Annotated in this window: 24 protein-coding genes and 1 pseudogene; 7 read left to right on the top strand and 18 right to left on the bottom strand. The window is 69.4% G+C overall.

Features of this window, described 5'->3' with window-relative positions:
• Positions 1-105: 105 nt before the first annotated feature.
• The gene (locus ABFX45_RS41485; RefSeq protein WP_346136419.1) at positions 106-666 is read right to left on the bottom strand and encodes a hypothetical protein; all 561 of its coding nucleotides are present in this window, start codon (positions 664-666) and stop codon (positions 106-108) included.
• Between the two features lie 244 nt (positions 667-910).
• On the opposite strand from ABFX45_RS41485, the gene ABFX45_RS41480 reads away from it, so the two are divergent.
• Complete coding sequence (locus tag ABFX45_RS41480; RefSeq protein WP_346136417.1) at positions 911-1372, top strand: hypothetical protein; 462 nt, start codon at positions 911-913, stop codon at positions 1370-1372.
• 41 nt (positions 1373-1413) lie between these two features.
• Here ABFX45_RS41480 and ABFX45_RS41475 read toward each other — a convergent pair whose 3' ends face one another.
• Together ABFX45_RS41475 and ABFX45_RS41470 are read right to left on the bottom strand one after the other, a co-directional pair.
• Positions 1414-3669 (bottom strand): hypothetical protein, encoded by a 2256-nt coding sequence (locus tag ABFX45_RS41475; protein ID WP_211337715.1) that lies wholly within the window; start codon positions 3667-3669, stop codon positions 1414-1416.
• Positions 3670-3903: 234 nt separating this feature from the next.
• Positions 3904-4926 (bottom strand): AraC family transcriptional regulator, encoded by a 1023-nt coding sequence (locus ABFX45_RS41470; RefSeq protein WP_346136415.1) that lies wholly within the window; start codon positions 4924-4926, stop codon positions 3904-3906.
• 43 nt (positions 4927-4969) lie between these two features.
• On the opposite strand from ABFX45_RS41470, the gene ABFX45_RS41465 reads away from it, so the two are divergent.
• Entirely contained in the window at positions 4970-5254 is a 285-nt protein-coding gene (locus ABFX45_RS41465; RefSeq protein WP_112227405.1) for a DUF4242 domain-containing protein, read from the top strand.
• Positions 5255-5303: 49 nt separating this feature from the next.
• Here the strand turns inward: ABFX45_RS41465 and ABFX45_RS41460 are convergent, their stop codons facing one another.
• Both ABFX45_RS41460 and ABFX45_RS41455 read right to left on the bottom strand, forming a co-directional pair.
• On the bottom strand, positions 5304-6659 hold the full coding sequence (locus ABFX45_RS41460; RefSeq protein ID WP_109641450.1) for a GntP family permease: 1356 nt from the start codon (positions 6657-6659) through the stop codon (positions 5304-5306).
• A gap of 2 nt (positions 6660-6661) precedes the next feature.
• Positions 6662-7135, bottom strand: coding sequence for a gluconokinase (locus ABFX45_RS41455; RefSeq protein ID WP_428834287.1), 474 nt, complete (start codon positions 7133-7135; stop codon positions 6662-6664).
• 153 nt (positions 7136-7288) lie between these two features.
• Between ABFX45_RS41455 and ABFX45_RS41450 the strand changes: the two genes are divergently transcribed.
• Complete coding sequence (locus ABFX45_RS41450) at positions 7289-7999, top strand: FadR/GntR family transcriptional regulator (RefSeq protein WP_233440188.1); 711 nt, start codon at positions 7289-7291, stop codon at positions 7997-7999.
• A gap of 3 nt (positions 8000-8002) precedes the next feature.
• Here ABFX45_RS41450 and ABFX45_RS41445 read toward each other — a convergent pair whose 3' ends face one another.
• Positions 8003-8458, bottom strand: coding sequence for an Lrp/AsnC family transcriptional regulator (locus tag ABFX45_RS41445; RefSeq protein WP_346136410.1), 456 nt, complete (start codon positions 8456-8458; stop codon positions 8003-8005).
• A 93-nt stretch (positions 8459-8551) separates the two neighbouring features.
• Here ABFX45_RS41445 and ABFX45_RS41440 point away from each other — a divergent pair, with 93 nt between their 5' ends.
• Positions 8552-9379: an LLM class flavin-dependent oxidoreductase gene (locus tag ABFX45_RS41440; protein ID WP_112227409.1), complete on the top strand. Its 828-nt coding sequence runs from the start codon at positions 8552-8554 to the stop codon at positions 9377-9379.
• Positions 9376-9792 carry a nucleoside deaminase gene (locus ABFX45_RS41435; protein WP_233440189.1) on the top strand — a complete coding sequence of 139 codons (417 nt, stop codon included), beginning with the start codon at positions 9376-9378 and terminating at the stop codon, positions 9790-9792. The genes ABFX45_RS41440 and ABFX45_RS41435 overlap by 4 nt, the downstream gene beginning before the upstream one ends.
• On the opposite strand, the gene ABFX45_RS41430 is transcribed toward ABFX45_RS41435, so the two are convergent.
• From ABFX45_RS41430 to ABFX45_RS41380, 11 genes and pseudogenes are all read right to left on the bottom strand, one after another.
• Complete coding sequence (locus tag ABFX45_RS41430; RefSeq protein WP_346136407.1) at positions 9783-10592, bottom strand: hypothetical protein; 810 nt, start codon at positions 10590-10592, stop codon at positions 9783-9785. The genes ABFX45_RS41435 and ABFX45_RS41430 overlap by 10 nt on opposite strands.
• A 15-nt stretch (positions 10593-10607) precedes the next feature.
• Positions 10608-11633, bottom strand: coding sequence for a BtrH N-terminal domain-containing protein (locus tag ABFX45_RS41425; protein ID WP_233440190.1), 1026 nt, complete (start codon positions 11631-11633; stop codon positions 10608-10610).
• Positions 11634-11643: 10 nt separating this feature from the next.
• Entirely contained in the window at positions 11644-13647 is a 2004-nt protein-coding gene (locus ABFX45_RS41420) for an ATP-dependent Clp protease ATP-binding subunit (protein ID WP_233440191.1), read from the bottom strand.
• A gap of 79 nt (positions 13648-13726) precedes the next feature.
• Complete coding sequence (locus tag ABFX45_RS41415) at positions 13727-15154, bottom strand: FAD-dependent monooxygenase (protein ID WP_346136423.1); 1428 nt, start codon at positions 15152-15154, stop codon at positions 13727-13729.
• A gap of 165 nt (positions 15155-15319) precedes the next feature.
• Positions 15320-15682, bottom strand: coding sequence for a hypothetical protein (locus tag ABFX45_RS41410; protein WP_109641457.1), 363 nt, complete (start codon positions 15680-15682; stop codon positions 15320-15322).
• Between the two features lie 113 nt (positions 15683-15795).
• Positions 15796-16320 (bottom strand): hypothetical protein, encoded by a 525-nt coding sequence (locus ABFX45_RS41405; RefSeq protein WP_346136404.1) that lies wholly within the window; start codon positions 16318-16320, stop codon positions 15796-15798.
• On the bottom strand, positions 16317-17243 hold the full coding sequence (locus tag ABFX45_RS41400) for an SPFH domain-containing protein (RefSeq protein ID WP_346136402.1): 927 nt from the start codon (positions 17241-17243) through the stop codon (positions 16317-16319). The genes ABFX45_RS41405 and ABFX45_RS41400 overlap by 4 nt, the downstream gene beginning before the upstream one ends.
• A gap of 1 nt (position 17244) precedes the next feature.
• A complete protein-coding gene (locus ABFX45_RS41395) occupies positions 17245-18273 on the bottom strand; it encodes a hypothetical protein (protein ID WP_346136425.1) in 1029 nt (342 codons plus the stop codon).
• A 136-nt stretch (positions 18274-18409) separates the two neighbouring features.
• Positions 18410-18949, bottom strand: a pseudogene (locus ABFX45_RS41390) (AAA family ATPase); the annotation flags it as partial.
• Positions 18950-19005: 56 nt separating this feature from the next.
• On the bottom strand, positions 19006-20307 hold the full coding sequence (locus ABFX45_RS41385) for a hypothetical protein (protein ID WP_346136400.1): 1302 nt from the start codon (positions 20305-20307) through the stop codon (positions 19006-19008).
• A gap of 98 nt (positions 20308-20405) precedes the next feature.
• Positions 20406-21155, bottom strand: coding sequence for a GH12 family glycosyl hydrolase domain-containing protein (locus tag ABFX45_RS41380; protein WP_109641463.1), 750 nt, complete (start codon positions 21153-21155; stop codon positions 20406-20408).
• A gap of 141 nt (positions 21156-21296) precedes the next feature.
• Here ABFX45_RS41380 and ABFX45_RS41375 point away from each other — a divergent pair, with 141 nt between their 5' ends.
• The gene (locus ABFX45_RS41375; protein ID WP_346136397.1) at positions 21297-21761 is read left to right on the top strand and encodes a hypothetical protein; all 465 of its coding nucleotides are present in this window, start codon (positions 21297-21299) and stop codon (positions 21759-21761) included.
• Between the two features lie 248 nt (positions 21762-22009).
• Positions 22010-22900, top strand: coding sequence for a sulfotransferase domain-containing protein (locus ABFX45_RS41370; RefSeq protein WP_346136395.1), 891 nt, complete (start codon positions 22010-22012; stop codon positions 22898-22900).
• 81 nt (positions 22901-22981) lie between these two features.
• Here the strand turns inward: ABFX45_RS41370 and ABFX45_RS41365 are convergent, their stop codons facing one another.
• Positions 22982-24313 (bottom strand): glycoside hydrolase family 10 protein, encoded by a 1332-nt coding sequence (locus tag ABFX45_RS41365; RefSeq protein ID WP_109641466.1) that lies wholly within the window; start codon positions 24311-24313, stop codon positions 22982-22984.
• Positions 24314-24542 lie beyond the last annotated feature (229 nt).

Genomic DNA, 24542 nt, shown 5'->3' with positions numbered 1-24542 from the left:
GTTCGGACTTGATCTTCGCAAATCCAGTCCTACCAGGACTCCCCGTCCTTCTTCTTCCAGGCCCTGCAACCCGTCGCGACGCACGGCCACGCGCTCCCGCGCACGTCAGGCGTTCAGCGCGAGAATCTCCGTTGGTGAGATCACCTCACTGTGGTAGTCGATGTGTGTGGAGCAGGCGATCAGTGGTTGCGAGCCACCCCCTGTGTCCGCCGTGCGTATGCACACCATCTTGCGCTGCTCGTAGCCACCGGGGAGGGTCCAGGCGTTGTGGAAGGTGTACTGCGCAGTGCGAACCAGGACCGCGATCCCGTAGTCCTGACCATTTTTACACGCCCCTGGAACCGTCACCTCGAACCGGCCGTAGTAGGGGGTGAGAGAAGAGAACATGTGGTTGTACTGGTTTCTGCAGACCTCGTTGAGCGTCACCGCAAAGGGCTGCGGACTGCTGCCGTTGACGGAGTTGATCACGTCATCGGCCACGTTGAGGTCGCCACCCATGCACTTGCTTCCACACATGTTGAAGTGAAGGTACTTGTGCAGGACAGGTGCGGCGGCAGGACTTTCGACCGGCAAAGGCCCTGCAGACGCCGCAGCTGTCACCCCGGTGATCAATGAGGCCCCGACCATGACGGTGACACACAAGCGGAAAATATTTCGGGCAATCAAGGTTCATCCCCCTTTGGGTCATTCCGGCCGACGAAAGCCGGAAGTGCCGCAACCGAGATTAGCGACAAGATGAAGATCACAATTACCCTGGTTGGCGATACCACTCGTTTGGCCCCTGGAGATAGCCTGTCTAGAGACCAAGCGGCCCCAACGAGTAAGACCGATGGCGCTTGCGCTGGCGAGGTATTGCGTTGAGGTGCAATAGCTTTTTCGGGTGACGCGAGCGCTGTTAGCTTCCCGCGCCATGGGTTCGAGAAGCTTCAGCAAGATCATCAGCCGGGTCGCGGCCACCGCCGTGGTCGCGCTCTCGGCGGCCGTCCTGCACACGCCCGCGGCCGGTGCCGCCGAGCAGGAGTTCATCTACTCGGGACAGGACTACGGGTACGCCGGGGCGACGTTCGACTGGACCGGGCCCAGCTCGGTGGGGAACATCGACCTGATCGTGTCCGACTGGGGCTGTGACGCCAAGCCGGTCTACGCGTACTTCCTGTTCTACAACGGGTCGATGCGTCCCGACACGACGCCGACGCGCCGGTACGACTACTCCGGCTGCGACAAGGAGGACAACACGAAGTACAACAACCTGACGTGGTCGATCAGCGGCGACTCGATCACGTACATGGGCGTCGTGGTCTGCCGTGACGCGTCGAACGGTCCGTGCAAGGTGGGTGGGCTTTCGGGGCGCAACCCTCACGCGCCAAGGTGAGCGAGCGCGGGTGGTCGCCACGACCACCCGCGCCCTTCAGCTCAGACCTGGCAGGGCGAGCCGCCGGGGTGGCCGGGCTTGGCCTCCACGTTGGCCTTGGCCTCACCGATCACGACGTCGGTCAGCGGAGTGTCCACCACGACCGCCTGCTGCACGACGCTGGTCGCCGTGGTCGTGGTGCTGTTCAGCCGCAGCGAGCCGATCAGCAGCGGGATGGTCAGGGGAGCGCTGCCCACGGTCACCGTCAACCCGTTGATCTTCAGGCTGGCGATGGTCGACGAGCCCGCGAACTGCGGCACCAGGCCGCCGGGGCCCGGCACACAGGTGACCGAGGCGTTCGACTCGATCACGCCGAGCTCGATCGTCAGCAGGCCGCTGGTCACGCGGGTCTGTTCGATGCGCGCCCGTGCGGTGGCGAGGTCGGTCGTCGCGGGCGGGGTGCCGGTCAGGTCGTCCGGCGTCTGGTCGGTCCGTGCGTCGAGGGTGTTCGCCCGCACGGTCAGAATGCCGGCGTTCAGCTGGACGTTCGCGAGCGTCTCGTGGTCGTCCACGCACGGCACGTCCTGCGGGTTCGCTCTCGTCGAGATGATGCCCGCGAGGTTGAGCGCGGTGGCCTGGCAGGAGAACACGCCGGTGCGTTCCGCGGTCCGGATCCTCAGGTCGGACAGCACCGGGCTGTCGCCCGTCGCGTTGGCGGTGAGGGTGGCTCTCACTTCGATGTAGCGACCGGTCTGCGCGAAGGTCACCCCGTTCGCCACCGCGGTGAACGGCTGGCCGGCGAGTCCGGCCTCGGTGTTCGACGTGCGCGCCTCCACGGTGATGGAGGTGCCCGGCGGCACGCTGCCCTGTGCCTCGGTGTTCCAGGTGACGGTGCCCCACGTCTGGTTGGCGTGGCCGCCGTCCTGCACGACCGTCCAGGTGCCCTGCGGTGCGGTGATCTCACCCAGCACCGACCCGGTCATGTCGCTGTAGTTGTACGGACCGGCACCCGCACCCAGGTCGACGGTGAGGTCGACCTCGCCGACGCGGTGGCCGCCACCGCCGACCGGACCGGCGTCGGGGTCGATGCGCTGGGCGTTGTTGGTGCTGATGTTGGTCACCCACACCTTGCCGTTGCTGTCGATGGCGACGCCCGTCGGGCCGACGCCGCCGGGCAGCGGCACGTTGCCGACGTACGTGCCGTCGGTTCGCAGGTGGCCGACGGTCGTCGCGCCGCTCAGCGAGTGGGCGACCCAGACGTTGCCGTCGCCGTCGACCGCGACACCCTGCGCGTTCTGGCTGCCGTGGGCGAACGCGCCGAGCAGGGTGCCGTCGGGTGCGAGCTTGGCGACCCGGTTGCCGGAGAAGTTGGTGTGCCAGATCTCGCCGGTGACCGGGTCCATCCCGAGGCCGTAGTCGCCGTGCGTCGCGTTGAGGCACGCGTGGGTGGAGGTGGCCGGGTCGTAGCGCAGCAGGCCGAAGTTGCGGGCGGACCACAGCGTGCCGGCCTTGTCGATCAGGCCGCCGTAGCCGCCGCAGCCGACGTTGAACTGCGTGCCGGTGGGCTGGCCGGCTGCGTCGAGCAGCTCGTGGTCGAGGTCCTGGCCACCGGTCCACAGCCGGTTCTGGGCGTCGACGGCGACCGTGCGGGTGTTGCTGCCGGTCACTCTCGCGTAGTTGATCACGCACTCGTCCGCGGCGGTCGTGACGCCGCCGTTGTCGTCGGCGCCGCCCGCGTTCGTCCACGGGCGGATGTCGCCGAGACCGCGGCTCGTGGCGATCAGCCCGTCCTGGTTGCGGTCCTCGCACTTGTTGTAGGCGAAGGGACCCTTGAGGAAGTCACCGGCGGGGTTCGGCGTGCCGTCGGCGTTGACGCGGGTGCCGCCCTGGATCACGGCGATCCGGGTGACCGAGCCGCGTCCGCCCACGCCCTCGTCCCGGTTGGACAGCCACGTGCTGCCGAACTTGTCCACGGTGGTGCGGGACGGGTTGCGGCCACGCCCGTTCGGCGCGGACACCCATTCGCCGACGATCTGGCCGGTGTTGACGTCGATGCGCACCATCGTGCCGCGGGCAGAGGCCGCGACGTTGACGTACGGGAAGAACACCGTCGAACGGTTGAGCTGGAGCTGGTCGTTGTTCGGCGCGTCGTGGTTGACGTCCTGCAAGGTGCCGCGGTCGAAATCCGCGTCGAGCGTGTAGAGGACGTCGGTGCCCGGCGTCGGCGCGGCCGAGGCCGGTGCGGCCAGCCCTCCGAGCAGGACCAGCGACGTGGCGGTCGCGAGTATCGGTCTGACACGGTGCCGTAAATGACTCATGGCGGCTCCAATTCGGATGAGTGATCGTCCAGACCGAATGGAGTCGGCAAACCGACATCGGCGTTACCGGCATTGTCTGATGCCACTTGACATGTAATTGAAAATGTCGACGACAATTCACTCCGGTGCCGACGCATTTCGTGCGGGTGGCCCAGCGCGAGAGCCACCGGTGGTTGGTTCAGGCCGTTGTGGTGCTGCGCCGGTCGGGACCGGTGGCGGCCGATCTGGTGGTGTTCACAATTCGCGCGCTACCGCGGTTTTCGCCGCCCGCCAGGTGCCCGGTGAGGAGCCGGTGGCGCGCTTGAACGCCCGGCTGAACGCCTCCTCCGCGTCGTAACCGACGCGCCGCGCGATCACCGCGACACCGTGGTCTGCCGTCGCGAGCAGCCCGGTCGCGAGGTGCATCCGCCAGTCGGTGAGATACCGGATCGGCGATCGGCCGAGCACTTTGCGGAACCGTTCGTCCAGAAGGGATCTCGACACCGCGGCGCTGGACGCGAGCTCCGCCACCGTCCACTTGTGCCCGGGGTGCGCGTGAAGCTGGGCCAGCGCGGGCGCCAGCACCGGATCGCGGATGGCGGCGATCCAGCCGTTGTCCGCCGCGGGCGCCGACGCCAGGTGCAGGCGCACCGCCTCGACGAGCAGCAGCTCCGGCAGCTGGGTCGGGATCGACCCGGTGGGCAGGGAGTTCTCGCTGACCGCCACCGCGTAGTCGATGCTCGACCGCACCCACTGCGCCATCGGCCCCTCCGGCGGCCGCACCACGAACACCGGCGGGAACGCCCGCAGGCCGGGATCGAACAACGGATCGCCGGAGTGCAGGTAACCGCAGACGATGTCCGTGCGATCCCCGCCCTCCCCGTGCCGCACGATCGGCAACGAGTCCCACGGCGGCGGCTCGAACAGCGTCTCGATCGGCACCACCTCGGCCTCCTGCAGGCCACCCATCTCGTGCTGGTCGCCGTACGGCAGCACGATCACGTCGCCGCGGTCCGCCCAGCGCCGCTCACCACCGTGCGGGGAGACCCAGCAACGGCCGGCGGCGACGATGTGAAAGATGATCAGGCGCCGCGCTCCGGGATGCAGAGTCTCCGCCATCCCCTCCGGCGTGAGGGAGCGGTACGCCCAGCACTCGGTGAACTCGGAGCGGAAGAAGATCGCGCCTTCGAGGCTCAGCCGGTCCAGCGCCGCGGCGAGTGCGGTGTTTCGGTCAGGATCGGCGGTGCCGCGATCATGGCCTGTCTGCGGTTCGGGCATGAGCATTGTTCCGTCCGACTCATCCCCCGAGGAGACGAGAATTATGCCCAAGTTCGTCATCGAGCGCACGCTGCCCGGCGCCGGCAAGCTCACCGCGGAAGAACTGCGGGCGATCTCCCGCAAGTCCGTCGACGTGCTCGACGCGATGGCCGGCCGCGCGCAGTGGCTGCACACCTACGTCACCGACGAGAAGCTGTACTGCGTCTACATCGCCGACGACGCGGAGACCGTCGCCGAGCACGCCGCGGCAGGCGGGTTCCCGTGCGACAGCGCGCGCCCCGTCGCCACCATCATCGACCCGACCACGGCCGAGAGATCGGCGGCCTGAACCGGACGGCCGGGCGTGGCCGCTGAAGGCCAGGCCCGGCCGCAGGTGCTCAGATCACCAGGTCGACGAGCAGCACGAGGACGAGGCCGACGACGGACAGCAGGGTCTCCATGACCGACCAGGTCTTGACGTTCTGGCTGACGCTGAGCCCGAAGTAGCCCTTCACGAGCCAGAACCCGGCGTCGTTGACGTGGGAGAAGAACAGCGATCCCGCCCCGATCGCCAGCACCAGCAGCGACGTCTCTCCCGGGCTCAGCGTGGACACCAGGGGAGCGAGGATGCCGGAGGCGGTCACCGTCGCCACGGTCGCCGACCCGGTCGCGAGCCGGATCAGCACGGCCACCAGCCAGGCCAGCAGCAGCACCGACAACCCGCTGCCCGCGACCCAGTCCGCGATGAGCTTGCCGATGCCCGTGTCGATGAGCGTCTGCTTGAACCCGCCGCCAGCCGCGACGATGAGCAGGATTCCGGCGATGGGCGGCAGTCCCGCCTCGACGCTGGAGGCGATGTCCTTCGCGGACATCCGCGCGCCGCGGCCGAGCGTGACCATGGAGACGACGACCGCGATCAGCAGCGCGATCACCGGTGTGCCGAGGAAGTCCAGCACCGAGCGGACCGGGTTGCCCTTGGCGGCGGTGATGTCGGCCAGCGCCTTGCCCATCATCAGCACCACCGGCAGCAGTACGGTTGCCAGCGTGACCCGGAACGACGGGCGCGGCCTGTCCTCGTCGCGTTCGGTGCTGTCGAACAGTTCCGGTGCCGGCACGTCGACCCACCGGGCGGCGTAGCGGGCGAAGAGCGGGCCGGCGATGGCGATGGTCGGGACGGCGATGAGCACGCCGAGACCGAGGGTGATGCCGAGGTCGGCGTTCAGCGCGTTGACCGCCACCAGCGGGCCGGGGTGCGGCGGCACGAGACCGTGCATCGCCGACAGGCCGGCCAGCGCCGGGATGCCCAGCTGGATGAGCGACACACCGGACCGGCGGGAGATCAGCAGCACCACGGGCATGATCAGCACCAGGCCGATCTCGAAGAACATGGGCAAGCCGATCAACGCGCCCACCCCGGCCATCGCCCACGGCAGCGAGCGGCGGCTCGACCTGCTGATAATGGCGTCGACGATCGCGTCCGCACCGCCGGTGTCCGCCAGCAGCTTGCCGATCATCGCGCCGAGCGCGATCAGCGTGCCGACGCCCGCGGCGGTGTCACCGAACCCCTTGGCGAAACCGGCCAGCGCCTTGTCCATGCCCAGGCCCGCGATGGCGGCGACCACCAGCGAGGCGACCGTCAGGCCGAGGAACGGGTGCAGCCTGACCTTGGTGATCAGCAGCACCAGCAGCGCGATGCCGACGACGGCGGCCGGTATGAGCCGTCCGGCGGCGAGGGTGTCCAAAGCGAGGGGCATTGTCAGCGTCCTTCCGCGGCGGTGAGGCAGGTGTCGACGAGGACGTCGACAGGCTGGTCGAGATCGAGCACGAGGCCGCGCTCGTCCGGTTCGAGCGGTTCGAGCGCGGCGAACTGGGAGGCGACGAGGGCGACCGGCATGAAGTGATCTGCCCTGGCGGCCACGCGTCCGGTCACCACCTCGGCGTCGCCGGCCAGGTGGACGAAGTACGCGCCAGGCGCGGCGGTGCGCAGCCGGTCGCGGAACGCGCGCTTCAACGCCGAGCAGGTGACCACGCCACCGTCGGCGTGCTCGGCGAGCCAGCGGGCGATCGCGGCCAGCCAGGGCTCGCGGTCGGCGTCGTCCAGCGGCACGCCGGCCGACATCTTGGCGATGTTCGAAGCCGGGTGGAACTCGTCCGCGTCGGCGAACGGCACCCGCAACCGGCGGGCGAGCTCGGCGCCCGTGGTCGTCTTGCCCGATCCCGACACACCCATGACCACGATCAGCTGCGGCACTGCCCGGCTCCCTTCGACGATGCGGCACAGCGTCGCTCAATAACCTGACTTTTACAATCCTTGGAGCTGAATAACCTGTTCTTAATCGTTCAGGTGGGTCTTGCGAACGCAATCGTGAGAGGATTCGGCCTCGTGGGAACCGCTGAGCAGGCCAAACCGGGGCTGCACCAAACCGTCCTGGACGACCTCGGCCGCCGGATCGCGTCCGGCACGCTGCGGCCCGGCGAGGTGCTGCGCATCGACGAGCTGGCCGAGTCGCACGGCGTGTCCCGTCCGGTCATCCGCGAGGTCGTGCGGGTGCTGCAGTCCATGGGCGTGCTCATCACCCGCCGCCGCGTGGGCGTGACCGTGGCCGAGAAACAGGCGTGGAACGTCTTCGACCCGCGCATCATCCGCTGGCGCCTGGACGGCGAAGGCCGCGCTGCCCAGCTGGAGTCCCTGAGCGAACTGCGCGGCGGCGTCGAACCGGTCGCGGCCGCTCTCGCCGCCCGGCGCGCCACCCCCGCCCAGTGCGGCGACCTGACCAAGGCCGTCATGGAGATGGCCGTGCACGGCAAGTCAGGCGATCTGGAGTCCTACCTGCAGGCCGACCTGCTGTTCCACCACACGCTGCTCGCCGCGTCCGGCAACGAGATGTTCGGCGCCCTCACCGAGGTCGTGTCCGAGGTGCTCATCGGCCGCACGCACCACGGCCTCATGCCGGCCAAGCCCAACCCGGTCGCGATCCGCCTGCACGCCGACGTCGCCCAGGCGGTGCAGTCCGGTGATCCGGTCGCGGCGGAACAGGCGATGCGCGAGATCATCGTCGAGGCGTCCCAGGCGCTGCGCGACGAGCAGCACTGATCATCACGCTGGAGGCGGTGCGCTCACGCCGCGGTAGGCCAGGCTCTGGCTGTAGACGATGCTGGTCGTGGTGCTGCCGAACGCCATCAGTTCGTCCACCACCTTCTCCAGGTGCGGCATCGACGTGGCAGCGACCTTGAGGGTGTAGCAGTCCTCACCCGTGGTGCGCAGGCACTCCAGGATCTCGGTGCGCTCGGCCAGCAGCCGGTGCAGCGGCTGGTGCTGGTTGCCGGGGTACTTCAGCCGCACCACGGCCAGGACGCCGTAGCCCACCTTGCCGAGATCCACTGTGGCGCGATATCCGGTGACGACACCGGCACTCTCCAGCCGCTTGACGCGTTCGGTCGCGGCCGAGGCGCTGAGGTTCACCCGGCGGCCGAGCTCCGTGAGCGGGATCCGGCCGTCCTGCTGCAGCTCGGCGAGGATCGCCCAGTCGGTCGGGTCGAGTGTCTCGGCCATTCCGCGAAGTTACCGTGGAATCCACGGCGAACCGCACCAGATGCCGGGAACAGTCCCTTCTGCGGCAGGTGTTCGGCTCATAGTCTTGATCACGTGTTGATCGGCGTGAACGTCCCGAACTTCGGCCCCGGCACCAGCCCCGCCGTGCTGCGCGACTGGGCGCGGACCGTGGAAGGCCTCGGCTTCGACCTGCTCATGATGTCCGACCACGTGGTGGTGACCCCCGACGTGGCCGAGCAGTACCCGGCACCGTTCTACGAGCCGTTCACCGCGCTGTCGTGGCTGGCCGGCGTCACCGAGCGGATCACCCTCGGCACGACCGTGCTGATCGCGCCCTACCGGCATCCGCTGCTGGTCGCGCGGATGGCGGCCAACCTGGCCGAGCTGAGCGGCGACCGGTTCGTGCTCGGCGTCGGGGTCGGCTGGGCGCGTGCGGAGTTCGCGGCGCTCGGGGTTCCGTTCCACCGCAGGGGAAAGCTGACCGACGACCTGATCACGACGGTGCGCGAGGCGTGGCGGGACGAGGGCTACCGCGCGGGACACATCCCGATCTGGGTGGGCGGTCACAGCGACGGCGGCCTGCGTCGCGCGGTCCGGCTCGGCGATGCCTGGCACCCGCTGCGGCAGACGCCGGCCGGATGGCGAGAATCGTTGGCACGACTCAAGAATCTCGCTGCCGCTGAGGAATGCCCGGTGCCCGCCCTGGCGCCGCGCATCGTGCTGAGGCTGACCGACCGCCCGCTCGACGACCGGCGACTCGGCGAGGGCACGGTGGAGCAGATCACGGCGGACCTCGAAGGACTGCGCGCCGACGGAGTGCACGCCGTGGTCCTCGACCCGTTCGTCGGCGATCCGGAGGAGACGCGGCACCCGGACGTCGCCTGGCACGCGCTGGCCGCGGTGCGGAAGGAGTTCCGGTGAACGAAGAACATCTGCGACGGGCCATCGCGCTGGCGGCGGAGGCGCGGGCAGGCGGCAACCCGCCGTTCGGGTCGCTGCTCGTCGGACCGGACGGCGCCGTGCTCGCCGAGGAGCGCAACTCCAGCCTGACCGACAACGACATCACCGCCCACCCCGAGCTGAAGCTGGCCCGCTGGGCGGCCCGGTCGCTGGATCCGGAGACCGCCGCCGGGACCACGATGTACACGAGCTGCGAACCGTGCGGGATGTGCGCGGGCGCGTTGGCGCGGTCAGGCATCGGGCAGGTGGTGTTCGCGCTGTCGGGCAGCCAGCTGAACGGGCTGAAGACGTCCGGTGGGTTCGCTGCGGTGCCCACCGACGGACCGCACCTCTACGACGAGGCGAAGGTGCCGGTCGAGGGCTACTACCCCTGACCCGCGCCGACCGGGTTCGCCCGCGTCCAGTCGTCCACGTGGAAGGGCGAGGCGCCAGGCGTGACGGTCGACGCGTGCGCGACCACCTCAGCCGGCAGCGGTCCGTCGGTCAGGCCGAGCCGGTCGCGGTAGTCCGCCGCGAACGCCAAGGCGACCTCACCGGCGGTCAGCGAGGGCGCGTAGTCGGCCAGGCCCGCGATGGAACCAGCCCGCAGGTCGTAGCCGAGCGCCTCGGACACGTCCGTGATCACGGCGCGCACCCGGTCCGAGACGGCGACCTGCACCACCGTGCTGAACAGGGAACCGGTGGCGGTGACGCGTTGCGCCGAGCCCACGACCTTCGCGACGCCGCCGACGTTGATGCTGAACTCGCCGGGGCAGTACTCGCCGTCGACCTCGCCGACGCGGGCGTCGATGTCGGCGAGTCCGCGCAGCACCTGGACGTGGCTCCCGGCGTTCGCGGCGAAGGTCGAGCTGCCCGCGTGGCGGATGCCGGTGGTGCGGTCGAGGTGGTCGATCACGACGGCGCCGCTGTCGTAGGCGACCATGCGCCCGCCCGGTGAACGGACCACCGTCTCGAACCCCGCCGCGTGAGCCACCTCGGTGGCCTCGGCGATGCCGGGCGAGCGGAGGTCACGGCCGCTGAAGGCGACGGTGGGGCCGTGGGGCACGTAGATGTGGACGAGCTCTGACCACTCCGCTTCAGGCGCGCGCAGCAACAGTGCAGGGATCACCAGTTCGGTGACCGGGCAGCCGGCGCTCCCGGACGCCAGCAGCCGGGTGTGGTCGAGGTTCGGCACACCGGTGATTCTCGATCACGACCCCGCTCGGCGCTGCGGCGCCATGCCGCTCAGGACCTGCATGGCGTGACGTTCGGACTCCGCGAGCTCGGTGAGGATCGCCGAGGCACGGGCCAGGTGATCGGTGTCGCCGGTTTCTCCCGCGGCCGTGACGCGGTCCGCGACCTCGGTCCACCGCGGGGCGATCCCGGCGTACAGCTCGTGGCCGCGGCGGAGGTTGTCGTCGTCGACGATCGCGGTCGCTTCGGCGAGGAAGTCGCGGTACATGGCGCGGAACAGCGAACCGCCGGTGCCGCCGCGTTCCATCAGCATCGCGGCCAGCGGGAGGTCGCGGGACGGGTCGGTGGAACGGTCGAGCCACCGCGTCACCTGCCGGGCCGCCTTGCTGATGCCGCGGTGGCCGAGGTTGGAGATGGGCGGGTTGAGGAACGCGTGCGCGTTGTTGGAGATCGCCTGCCGGATGGCGTTGCCCAGATCAGGCCGACGAGTAGGAACGACGGTGTACGAGAGGTTGCGCGCGGTCATCGGTCCGCGCTCGCCGCGGGCCCGTTCCAGGCTCGTGAGCGTGGTCGTCACGGAGCCGCCCTGCTGAGCGGTGTCGACGAGATGGGCGTGGGTGTCGTCATAGCCGTACATCGCGACGAAGTGACCGCCGAAATGAACCTTCGTGGTGAAGTAGTCCAGGTGGTACGAGTCCAGCTGCAGACCGACCGGGCGTCCCGCCGCGAGGGAGGTGGCAACGTTCTGCCAGGCCTTGCGCGGCGAGGCGGTCTCCTGGACGTGCAGCGTCAGGCCCAGCCGGTCGGCCGCGGTCCGGGTGAGGGCGGCTGGTTTGACGCGGCCGCCGAGGAACGGGAAGTCCATGTTCCTGGCGTCCCAGTAGACGAAGCCCAGACCTTCGCCGAGGCCGAACAGCATCGGTTCGGAGACCTCCAGGCCCTCGTGGCGCAGCAGGGCGCCGAGCGCGGTGGTCTCGCAGTGCACGCCGGCGGGGAACGAGACGTTCTCGATCATCACGGCCGACATCCTCGTCCCTCTCACCGTGTGAGGGTCAACCATCGGTGATGGTCAGGGTCAGGTCCGACTCGGTGACCGTGACGGCGACGTGCTGCCCGCCGCGCAACTCGCCCGCGAGCAGCGCGCGGGACAGGCGCCGGTCGAGCTCCCTGCCGATCGTGCGGCGCAACGGACGGGCGCCGTACTCGGGGACGTAGCCGCGTGACGCGAGCCAGTCGATGGCTTCTTCGTCCACTTCCAGCGTGATGTTCTGGTCGCGCAGCCGCTGGCGGGTGCGTTCGAGCAGCAGCGCGGTGATCTGCCGCAGCTGCCCGGCGTCCAGCCCGCGGAACAGGATGATCTCGTCCAGGCGGTTGAGGAACTCCGGGCGGAAGTAGCGGCGGACCGTGGCCATCAACGGCCCTCGCAGCTGCTCGACCGGGACACCCGAGGTGGCCGCGGCGAGCAGCTGGTCGGCGCCGATGTTGCTGGTCATGATGATCACGGCGTTGGCGAAGTCGGCGGTTCGTCCCTGCGCGTCGGTCAGCCTGCCCGCGTCGAGCACCTGCAGCAGGGTGTTGAAGACGTCGGAGTGTGCCTTCTCGATCTCGTCCAGCAGCAGCACCGAGTACGGCACGCGCCGGACCGCGCCGGTGAGCTGACCGGCGTCCTCGTAGCCGACGTATCCCGGTGGCGCGCCGATCAGCCGCGTGACCGTGTGCTGCTGGGAGAACTCGCTCATGTCGAACCGGATCAGCCGGTCCTGCGAACCGAAGAGCGCCTCGGCCAGCGCTCGGGCGACCTCCGTCTTGCCCACCCCGGTCGGACCCAGGAACAGGAACGAGCCGACGGGCCGGTGCGGGTGCTTGAGGCCCGCGCGGCCCTGGCGGACGGCGTCGCAGACCGCCTCCACCGCCTCGTCCTGCCCGACGATCCGCTGGTGCAGGTGCTCTTCCAGGTGCAGCAACCGGTGCCGTTCCGCCTCGGTGAGCTGGGCGACCGGGATGCCCGTGCTGCGGGACACGACCTCGGCGACGTCGTTCGCCCCGACCTCCGGCGCGTCGGCCAGTGCGGCGCGAGCGGCCTCCAGGTCGGCGACCGCGCGGTCGAGCTCGGCGTCGAGGAACGACGCGTCCTCACCCTCCGCGGCGGCCCTTTCGCGTTCCAGCCGTCTCACCCGCTGCTCCAGCCGCACCGGATCCGGTGGCATGGCCGACTTCTCCCGCAAACGGACCCGCGCACCCGCCCGGTCCACCAGGTCGACGGCCTTGTCCGGCAGGAACCGGTCGGTGACGTAGCGGGCCGACAGCTCCACGGCGGACACGATCGCCTCGTCCGTGATGCGCACGCCGTGGTGCATCTCGTAACGGTGACGCAGGCCGCGGAGGATGGCGATGGCCTCGTCCGCCGACGGTTCGGCGACCAGGATCGGCTGGAACCGCCGCTCCAGCGCGGCGTCCTTCGCGACGTGCCGCCGGTAGTCCTCGGCCGTGGTGGCGCCGATGACCTGCAGCCGTCCGGTCGTGAGCACGGGTTTGAGCATGTTCGCGGCGTCCATCGGCGCGCCCTCGGCACTGCCCGCGCCCACCACGGTGTGCAGCTCGTCGATGAACAGGACCACCATCCGGTTGGTCGCGGCCACCTCCTCGACGACGCTCTGCAGCCGTTCCTCGAACTCGCCCCGGTACTTCGCGCCGGCGACCATGCCCGCGAGGTCCAGCGAGATCAGCCGCCTGCCGCTCAGCGTGGCGGGCACGTCGCCGCTCGCGATCCGTGCCGCGATGCCCTCGACGATGGCGGTCTTGCCCACTCCCGGATCGCCGATCAGGACGGGGTTGTTCTTGGTGCGCCGCGACAACACCTCCAGCACCTCGTCGATGACGTCCTCCCGGCCGATCACCGGATCGAGCAGGCCGTCCCGTGCCGCGGCGGTGAGGTCGCGGCCGAAGTGGTCCGTGCGCCGCGTCGCGGACTGGGGCTGGCCCAGCCCTCCGAACAGCTTTCCGACCAAGTCCTCGAACGAGTTGGGCCCGAAGCCGAACACCCAGTCGTCGCCCACCGCGTGCCACCTCCACTCGGTCGAAGGGCCTCCCTCTCCGATCCTCCGCCTCTTGGCACCTGCGCACAGGTCAGGGGGTTCAGGCGGCCGCCGGCTCGCCGAACCAGCGGGCGAGGTGGTCGTCGAGGTCCTGCTGGCGCTCGCCGATCCACGCCACGTGTCCGTCGGGGCGCAGCAGGACGGCCGGAACGTCCAGTGCCGCGGCGGGATCCGTGATGAGGTCGACCCGGTCCGACCAGCCCTCGGCGGTCAGCCGTCCGGTGCGGTCGAGCACCAGGCCGCGCCCCTGACGCAGCTGGTCGTAGAGGCGCCCCCGCGTCAGGCCGACGTCGTGCAGGCGGCGGCCGAGCAGGTCGGGGCCCGCGCCGAAGTCGTAGCGGATGCCGATCGCGGTGATCTTCTCGATCAGGTGGCGGTTCACCTCGTCGAGGTCCATCAGCTCGGTGAGCAGCCTGCGCACGGCCCGCGCACCCGGTTCGGCGGAGTGCAGCGCGACCTGGGCGCGGGTGTTGTTCAGGACGTCTTCCGCGACCGGGTGACGTTCGGTCTCGTAGGTGTCCAGCAAGGTGTCCGGCGCCCAGCCGCGGATCTGCGCGGCCAGCTTCCAGCCGAGGTTGACCGCGTCCTGGACGCCCAGGTTCAGGCCCTGTCCGCCGGCGGGCGGGTGGATGTGCGCGGCGTCGCCGGCGAGCAGCACCCGGCCGATCCGATACCGCTCGGCGAGCCGGGTGGCGTCGCCGAAGCGGGACAACCAGCGAGGGGAGTGCACGCCGAAATCGGTTCCGGCGATGGCACGCAGCTGCTGCTGGAAGTCCTCGAGGGTGGGAGGTTCAGCGCGATCCTCGCTGACACCCTCGCACGGCAGCACGACGCGATAGATCTTGTCGCCGAAGGGCTCGAAGATGAACACCTTGCTGGTCTGGCGGATCCGGCTCACGGCGGCGGCGATCTCCTCCCGCGGCGCACCGGCTTCCAGCTCGCCCATCAGCGTGTCGTTCCGCGAGGGCTCGCCGGGGAAGCCGACGCCGAGCAGCTTGCGCACGGTGCTGCGCGCGCCGTCACAGCCGACGAGGTGACGCGACCGCAGCCGCTCTCCGCCGGCCAGGACGACGGTCACCCCCTCGTCGTCCTGCTCGCCGCCGCTCATCGCACAGCCGCGCCGGACCTGCGCGCCCAGTTCGATCGCGTGTTCTTCGAGCAGACGGACGACGACCGGCTGCGGAATGCCCAGCAGATACGCGGAAGCCAGGCTCTCCGGCGCGGGTGTGGGAATGGCGGCGAAGACACCGCCGACCGGACGCCGCCTTCCGTGTTCGAGAAAACGGTCCAGCAGTCCGCGCATCGCCAACAGCTCCATGCTGCGAATGTGGAGACTCACGATGCGCACGTACGACGACATCGGCTCTGGTTCCTTCTCCAGAACGAGTACGCGTACATCGTGCAACCGGAGCTCGGCCGCCAGCATCGCGCCGGTCGGCCCGCATCCGGCAATCACCACGTCGAACATGAACCACCCGTTCGAGATCCGCATTTCCGCGGCCTGGAGTCGGCCGCTCAGTGTGGAGAGCCTCGGGGTGTGCCGCAAGCGACATCTCTCTGCACCAATGCGAAATGCGGTGAGCCACGGCTCGGCGAAGCGGTCCTCCCGAAACCGCTTCGCCGAGCCGGTACGTCAGGCCCTGTCGGTCGTCCAGCCCGAGCACCGGTCGATGCCGGGCCGGATGTCCACGCAGGCCTTGTACTCGACCTTGGCTCCTTCGGCGAGGTCCAGGTTGTACGTGGCGCTCTTACCGCAGCCACCACTGAAGTTGAACCGCTCCTCGGAGCCGCCGTTGACCTTGTACCTGAGGTACACGGGGTTGTCGTCACAGCTGGTGTCGTACAGGCGGAAGATTTCACCATCCGAGGTGAAGGTCGCCCTGGCGCCGGGGATGCTGGCGCTGCTGTCCGCGTGCGCCGCCGGCATGGCCAGCATCGCACCGCCTGCGGCGAGTGCGAGCGACGCGCCGAGGGTGAGTGCTGCCTTCTTGATCATTCTTGGACCGCCTCCGGGTTGTTCGGTGTCCTCCGGCTCCCCGGCCGGTGACATGACCCAGCATTTCCACGGCGCTTTCAGCGGACTTTCGTGACGATGAAAGCGCCGGGCGGTCAGGGCTGCGAGGTGGTGAAGGAGGTCGTCCACTGCGTCACGGGCGGCACGCACTCAGGACCGGCTCCGCACTCCGCGTTGTTCCACACCAGGAACCCCACGACGAGCAGCCCCACGAGCAGCAGCCCGTGAGCGCGCCGGGTGATCGCCAGTGCGGGCAAAGCCTTGCGCGCCAGCTCCTGCACGCCATCGGTCGCGGCCATGACCACGGAGCCGTAGGCGTACACGATCTCCGGCGGCATGCGGTCGAACGTCCGGCGTGCCAGCCGCGCCACCGCGAGGTCCGGCAGCAGCAGGACGACCCGCACCGCGTCGACGAGCCACACGACGGGCGTGACGAGCAGCGAGCCGACCCACGGCAGGACTTGCCTGGTGAGGAACCTGAGCAGGACGTAGCCGAGCACGGCGAGCAGCACGAACTCCAGGGTGCTGCGCAGCCACAACGGGAACGCGAGCTGGGCGATCGCGGTGTCGAGCAGCCCGACGAGGCCGCCGACCAGCGGCAGTCCGGCGAACGGGGTCATTCGTCGTCCTCGTCGTCGCGGGGCTCGGGGGCCGGCAGCAGCGGTTTCGCGCCCTGCACGCCGCTGACGATCGCGGTGCCGGCGTTGTTCATGATCGACGCGACGTCCCTGCGGTTCACCAGGTTCGCGCTGAGCAGCTTGTCGAGCATGTCCCGGGCGGCGTCGAACTGGAGCTGCTTCTGCTGCATCATCAGGTTGATCACGGCCGCGGCGTCCTCACCGTGACCGGCGAGCATCAGCGCCAGCACGTTCTGGTCGTCCTCGCGCAACGCGTTGGCGTAGACGTCCATGCGCTTCTTCTTCATCTTCAGGTCGTGCTCTTCCTCGTCCTGCGCCAGCACGCGCCGCTCGCGGGCGAGCTCCCGTTCACGCTCGGCGGCTTCCATCGCCCGCAGGTGCTCGGTGCGGCTGGCGATGTGCTTGCGGGCCTCCTCGTCGAGCTTCAGCACGACGGTGCAGCGCTGCACCTGGACGGCGTCGTTCACGGCCATGACCCGGTCGCCGAAGTCGAGGTTGATCTGACGCTCGGCGTCGACGGCGTTCTCCACGTCGAAGCCGCGGGCGTGTTCGCGCAGCCGTTCCTCCACGTGGTGCCCGACCGCGGGCACCGGGTTGTCCAGCTTGGCGCGGACGGCGGCGACCGGGTCGACGATGCGCCACGTGACGCGCACGTCCGCGGTGAACGAGAACGCCTGCTCCTTCGAGGGCAGGTGGAGAGTGAAGGTGTCCTGGTGCGGCGCGACGTCGACGGTGTAGAGCTCCTTCGGCGTGCTCAGCCAGATCTCGCCCATGGTGAGCCGGCCGGCGCCCCGCACGTACTCGCCGCGTTTCGTGACGTAGACGATCGAGGTGTGGCCGGAGCTGACGGGGTTGAGCTTGCGCAGGCTCGCGCGGTCGACTTGCTGCTGCTGCACAACGTTCACGTCATGCCCCTCTCTGCTTGAAATGCCGCAGGATCGCCCGCGCGGCGTCGGCTGGGCCGTCGTGTTCGTCGCGCCAGTACTCGACGTAGTAGCGGATGCTGTCGAGTTCGCCGGACTCCGTGCCGACGTCGAACAGCAGGCGTGCCAACGGTTCCCGCATGGACTGGTCCTTCTGCGCGACCTTCGTCCAGTCGCGCAGCGCGAGGTAGCCGCGCCGGTTGAACTCGGCCGTGAGCAGCATCCGGGCGTAGAGCCGCACGATCTGCGCGCGCCGCTCCTCGTCGTTCTCCGCCTCCCAGACCAGCGCCGGCCACTTCTCCGAGCCGCCGTCGACGGTCACGACGAGGTACGAGGACGCGATCAGCACCGCCAGCAGCGCGGTCTCGCGGCGCTTGGGGTGCTCGTCGTCCCGCGACCACCGCACGAGTGCGCCGAGCACGGCCCCGCGGTCGTCCACGCGCGCCAGCAGGTCGGTGACGCTCTCACCGACCGCGTAGGCGATGCCCCAGTCCGCGTACCTGGCGAGCTGCCGCAGCAGGCGCAGGCACGCCCTGGTGCTCATCGCCGACGTGCTGCCCAGCGCCTGTGCGGCGGTCGTGCGCAGCTCCATGTCGCTGCTGCGGCTCCACTTCTTCAGCACCTCGCACACCACGCGGGACAGCGCCGGATGCTGCCCGGGAATGGTGAGCGCGGCGACGGCGGCCCAGCGCGCGTTCTCGTCCCCGATGGCCGCCCAGGGTTCGATGAGCGTCTGGTAGATGCTCGGGAAGTCCTGCAGGCTCAGCAGTCCGGCCGCCATGCCCGCGCGGATCCGCACCTGATCGCCGGGAATGACGCCGAGCCCGAACAGCCAGCCACGCACCACCTCGTGCGCCTGGTCGTACTGCGTGCAGATGAGCTGAAGCACCCGGTACGGGTACCTGTCGTCGCGGAAACGGGCCTTGCGCACCGGCACGGCGCCGAAAGCCGTCTCCGCGGTGTCCTCCACCAGCTCCGCGTTCGCGTCGGAGATGCGGCGCTGCAGCGGCACCGTGAACAGCTGCCGGGCCCGGTCCGTCCGGCGCGGGATCTCGATGCGGCAGCGTCGCCTTCGGCCAGGTGCCGCCCAGTCCGCGCACCACGACGTCGTGGTCGTGGGTCCACTGCAGGTGGACGAACCGGTTGGCGAGCGGCGGGCTCAGCTCCCAGCCGTCGGCGGCAGAGGAGCGCGGGTTGGCGGCCGCCACGATGCGGACACCCGGAGGAAGCTTCAGGGCGCCGACCCGGCGTTCCAGCACGACACGCAGCAGCGCCGCCTGGACGGCCGGCGGCGCGGTGGACAGCTCGTCCAGGAACAGCAGGCCGCGGCCGTCCCGGACGAGACGCACGGCCCAGTCGGGCGGGGCCATCGGAACCCCTTGTGTCGCGGGGTCATCGCCGACCACCGGCAGACCGGCGAAGTCCGACGGCTCGTGCACGCTGGCGATCACCGTGGTCAACGGCAGTTCGAGGGATTCGGCGAGCTGGGTGAGGGCCGCGGTCTTCCCGATCCCCGGCTCACCCCACAGCAGCACGGGCAGGTCGGCGGACACGGCCAGCGTCAGCGCTTCCAGCTGGGAATCGGCACGCGGCTCGGTGGTCGTGTCGTTGAGCAGGGCGAGCAGTTCGGTGGCCACGTCCAGCGGCCGGGCGGGGACTGCTCCACATTGGACGTTCGCAGCAGGCATGTTCTTGGTCACCATGAGTCGGGGCCGTACGCCGGCCAGGCGGTGAGAGTGAAGGGTCAGTGGAAGGTCGCGGCGCGCGGACGAGCGCGGCAGCGGGAGTCCCGAGTGGACGGAGCAGGGCCGCCGCGGGCGAGCCCGGCGCGGTACAGCCCGTGCCTCACCTGGCGCCGCACCGCCGTCTCCAGCTCATCGCGCAACGCCCCGTCAAGCAGGAGCGCGTCCGGTCCGAGCAGGCCTTCCACGACGGCGAGCGCACCAGCGAGGTCACCGTGGTCCAGCCGGGCACGGACGTCCAGGAGATCTTCCGGATTCCGGTGTGCGGTGTCGATCGCTCGCAGGCACGGCAACCCGGTGCCGCCCAACGCGACCAGCAGCTCCTCGCGGCGGATCTCGTCGGGGTCGTGGTCCAGCGCGACGAGCACGCCGTTCACGACACCGATCCGGTGCGTGGCACCACGACAGTCGACGAGGCGTGAACTCGCTGTGCTGTCCGGACTTCGTGCCGCGACGGCCGGCTGGTCCGGCAGGAGCGCCGACCTGACCAGCGGGTGCAGCCGGTCGGCGTCGATCAAGCCGGCGTGCAGCAGCTCCAGGTCGGGCAGCACCCAGGTCGCCGCGTCGGGCATGACCGGCAAGTCCTTGTGCGGAGGGACCTTTGGCGCGTCCAGGTTCAGCACCAGCCGACGCCGGGAACTGAGCCGCACGGTGACGGCGCCGTCCGCACGTCCGTCGGCACGAAGCAGCAGCGCTGCCTCCGCCATCCACCGGTGTGTGGCGCGGCCGTCGTGATCGTCGCCCGTGGGCCACTGCGCTGCCCCCGACCGCTCCCGCAGCTCACCGGTCCTGCGCGCGTCCCACAGGTGGCGGTGCAGGTCGAGGCGAAAACGGCGGTCCGGCCGGGGGTGGGGATGGTGGCCGGCCTCGGCGAGCGGCCCGGACGGTTCCCACAGCGCGAGGCTGATCCGCTGACCGGCGGCGGCCCAGGCGGGCGGCGTGCGCGCCACGAGGTGCACCGCGCGGCCGTTGCCGTCCGGGGGAGGGTAGCGAGCCAGGGAAACGGTGAGGCCCGGCCGCACCAGGCCGTCCGGACTGATTCGCGGAAAGTGCCAGCGAAGCAGGTCGGGAGCCAGGTTGCGGAGATCGGCGCGGACCAGTTCCGCGAACCGCGTGCCGTGGGTGCGACCCACGGCACGCAGGTTCAGATCCACCTCGACCCGCGCGGCGGCAGCGGCTCCAGCCCAGTCGCCTGCCACACGGCGGGCGGTCGCGGACTCGATCATCGATGTCGGCACGGCGAACTTGCGCACGTCCGACCAGAAAGTGAGGCGAGAGCGTCCATTCACGGTCCAGTGGTGCATCAGCACGCACCTTTTGTGAACGGGACCCCCGATCTGCTCGAGTAGGTGATCATCGCGGTAACCGTAACAGGACGTGCAAGTGACTTCCGGTGTGCGACTCAACCGCTGACGGACGCCGAGAAGTTGTTGACCGCCAGGCCGGTGCCGCCGTTCCACGGCTCGAACCCGGCCTGGATGCTGGTCAGGTACCAGGAGTTGGTGATCGCGCCGCGGTTCTTCACGTCGTTGATGAAGTCCATGACGTTGAACGACCACGACGTGATCTGCGACGGCGCGAGGTACGAGATGACGTTGTTGGACCCGTTGCTGCCGCGCCACACCTGCCAGGTGCGGCCGCCGATGTTCGTCGTGCCGACGGCGCTGCCGATGGGCTGGATCGAGCCCTGGCGGTGGAACCAGATCATGATCTCCATCTGGTTCACGCCGTTGGTCTTCGGGGTCGGATCGAGCCAGATGTCGTACGAGGCGTTGTAGGTGCCACCGGCGTAGCGGTAGTTGATCGAGGACGTGGCGCTGCGGATCCGGCTCACCTGCATCGGCAGGGTGGAGCCGGGGGAGCAGTTGGTGTAATGGCAGCCGAGGAACGCCGACGGGTACGACACAGGGGCGCCGTTGGTGGGGCTCGAGCCGTCCTGCCTGGTGATCTGGAAGCCGGTCGACGTGACGTTGATGCACTGCTGCGCCGACGTGCCCCACCGGTTGTTCTGGACCACGTAGCGGCCCTGGATGGTGGTGGACCCGTACTGCTCGCAGATGGTCGTGTCGGCCCCGGCCGGCCCGGCTGTCGCGACGAAAGTGCTCGTGACCAGCAAGCCCGCGGCAGCGATGGCACGGACGATCCTTCGCATGAAGACTCCTCTCACAGGGTATGGGAGCGCTCCCAGAGTGCTGGGGTGTCAACAGTCGAACTGATCACACGCAAAGCGTGATCTTCACCCGAACGGGTGCCATAGCCTGGCGCCCGCACAGCAGTGGTGACGCAAGGAGAAATGGTGGGAACGGGGTTCCACGCCGAGCCGGAAGGCTTGAGGCACACGGCGAAGCACGACATCGGCAGCCTCATCGACCACACGCACACCGCCAGGGGCAAGATCGTCCAGACCGAGCAGCTCGACGGTCAGGCGTTCGCCGGTGACGTCGAGGTCTATGAGGTTCACGGCGAGTGGTACGGCGCGCGTTCGATGCTTCTCGGGGTGTTCGCCAGGAACGAGGAGAACCTCGGACTGGCGCAGGAGGCCCTCATCGAGGTCGCGGACCGCTACATCGCCGCGGACGAGGCAACAAGCGGATCGACCACTCCGGCCTGCTGCTGCAGCTCGAACTGTCGCCGATCACCAAGCAGGCCAAGCAGGACGATCTGGCGCACGCGATCACCGCTGTCGTGCGTCAGGCGACGGCCGACGCGCGCAACCAGGTGCGCGACGTGTACGTGCGGCTGCAGAACGAGGGAGTGATCCGCGCTCTGCCGCCGTTCTTGTTGCCCGCACCCGAAACCGGCGCGGCGACGCTGGCACTGCTCGTGCGCGGCAATGCGCCGTCGAGGCGGGCTGGTGACCGTCAGGAAGAAGGGCCACCGGAGAGTTGGCTCAGGAGGACCCCTGGTGAACCGAGCCCCCGGAGTTGCGGCGTCTGGGGCTCGACACCGCGGTGGAGCGTGGCACCCTTGAGTCGCGCGCATCTGTCGACGGTGGGGGAGCTGGACATGGCTGCATTGCGGCGGTATCAGACCGTGGTTTCCGACAGCGCCCTGTGGGAGGGCTTCCCGTTCCGGTCAGGGGACGTGGTGCTGAGCCCGCCTGCGAAGTGCGGCACGACCTGGATGCAGATGCTGTGCGCGTTGCTGATCTTCGACGACACCGAGTTCGGCCGGCCGCTCACGGAGATCTCCCCGTGGTTCGACGCGACCACCTACGACACGGCCGCGACGCTGGCAACGCTGGAGAGCCAGCAGCACCGGCGGTTCATCAAGACGCACACACCGCTCGACGGCCTGCCGTTCCACGAGGACGTGACCTACATCTGCGTGGGGCGCGACCCCAGGGACGTCATGCTGTCCTTGGAGAACGCCACGGCCAACATCCATCCGGACGCCATCCCCGCGGGTGGGCTCGACCCGGAGGTGGCCCAGCCCCCGGCGCCGGACCCGATCGACCGGTTCTGGCTGTGGGCCGACTCGGACCTTGTCAACGACACGACCTCGTTCGGCGTGACCCTGGCCAACCTGGTCAACCACGTGCGCACGTTCTGGGAGCGCCGCGACGAGCCCCAGGTGGCGCTCTTCCACTACGCGGACCTCAAAGCCGACCTGCCGGGCGAACTGCGGCGCCTGGCGCGCGTGCTGTCGATCGAGATCAGCGACGAGCGCATCACCGAACTGGCGGCCGCGGCGACCTTCGACCACATGCGAGGCCGCGCCGACGAGCTGGCTCCCGGCGTCGACCACAAACTGTGGCGCAGCAACGAGAACTTCTTCCGCTCCGGCACCAGCGGCCAGTGGCGCGGCCTGCTCGACTCCGCCGCGCTCGACCGCTACCACCGCCGTGTCGCCGAACTGGCCCCACCCGAGCTCGCCGAGTGGCTCCACCGCCCGTAGCCGGGATCTCAAGGCCTGCCAACAGCTTTGGACGCTTGCGGAGGCAGGGCCCCGGCCGCCACCGGGGCCCTGCCGGCGTGATCAGCCGACCCGGCAGGAGATGCTGGGCCAGCTCCAGTTGCCGCCGTGCATGATGGTGAAGCCGAACGCGTTGCCGTTTCCGTTGGGGCGTGCCGTCATCACGTCGGCGGTTTCCCACGTCGGGTTGGTGTTCCAGGTGGCGATGATCCGCTGGGGCGAGCTGACGGTGACCGTCACGACCCAGTTGTCCGTGCCGGAGACGGTGACCTGGCCGTTGAAGCGGTCACTCCACTTCTCGCCCTCGGCGTACGTGGCGGTGCAGCCGCCGGGGTTCGGCGTGGTGGTCGTGGTCGTCGGCGGGGTGGTGCTCGAACCACCGTTCAGCACGTTGAGGACGGAGGTGTAGGCGGCCTTCTTGTTGCCGTTGCCGTCGAACAGCAGCGGGGTGCCGGACGCACGCCAGGAGTCGCTGTCGCGGATGCCCCACACGGTGATGCCGGTGCACCGCGAGACGGCGAGACAGGCCTGGGTGACGCCTTGGTACTGCTGGGCCTGAGAGCTCCCGGAGCCTTCGATGTCGAGCTCGGTGATCTGGACGTCGACGCCGAGGTTGGCGAAGTTCTGCAGGGTGGTGTGGTAGTTGGACGGCACCGGGTTGCCGCTGTTGAAGTGCGCCTGGAAGCCGACGCAGTCGATGGGGACACCGCGGGACTTGAAGTCCTGCACCATCCGGTACACGCCCTGCGTCTTGGCGTGGGACCAGTTGTCGGTGTTGTAGTCGTTGTAGCAGAGCTTCGCCCCCGGATCGGCCGCACGGGCCGCGCGGAAGGCGGCCTCGATCCAGTCGTTGCCGGTGCGCTGCAGGTTCGAGTCACGACGCCCGCCGCTGCTGCCATCGGCAAAGGCCTCGTTCACCACGTCCCAGGCGTAGATCTTGCCGCGGTAGTAGCTCGCGACCTGTGTGACGTGGTTGAGCATCGCGTTGCGCAGCGCGGCACCGGACATGTTCTGCATCCAGCCGGGCTGCTGGGAGTGCCACGCCAGCGCGTGCCCGCGCACCCGCTTGCCCTGGTTGCGCGCGTGGTTGACGATCCGGTCCGCGTTGCCGTAGCTGAACTGACCCTGGTTCGGCTCGGTCGCGTCCATCTTCATCTCGTTCTCGGCCGTGACCATGTCGAACTCGCGGTTCAGGATCCCGACGTAGGTCGAGTCGCTCAGCTTGTTCGCAGCGACCGCGGTGCCGAAGTAGCGGCCGCTCTGCTGGGCCGCCGCGGCGAGGGTGGAGGCGGCGCCACTGGCGGGCGACGCCACGAGGATCGCGGTGCCGGCAGCGGCGGCGACCAGGGATGACACGAGCGCGGCACGCGCGACTGACTTCGGTGTCAGTGTCATGTTCGGCGCTTTCTGAGAAGCACCCGCAAGACCGCGGGTGGGAATGGTTTTGGGAGAAACAGTTGAGTTCTGCTCCGTGCGGCGGCCGGGATCGCGCCTTGTCCACATGCCGTCCGAGGCGAAGCGCTGAGCAGTATTGACCGAAGAAGTTCGGCCGATCAAGGACCACTTCTGTGCTGCTCCCGCAATGGTGTTCAGGTCGACGTCCATCGGGGAGTCGGTGAGGCCG

Origin of the sequence: Lentzea roselyniae (assembly GCF_039537795.1) — a bacterium.
Taxonomy (GTDB): Bacteria; Actinomycetota; Actinomycetes; order Mycobacteriales; family Pseudonocardiaceae; genus Lentzea; species Lentzea atacamensis.
Note: the sequence above shows the minus strand (reverse complement) of the source record. Positions and strands in the feature narration are given on the sequence as shown.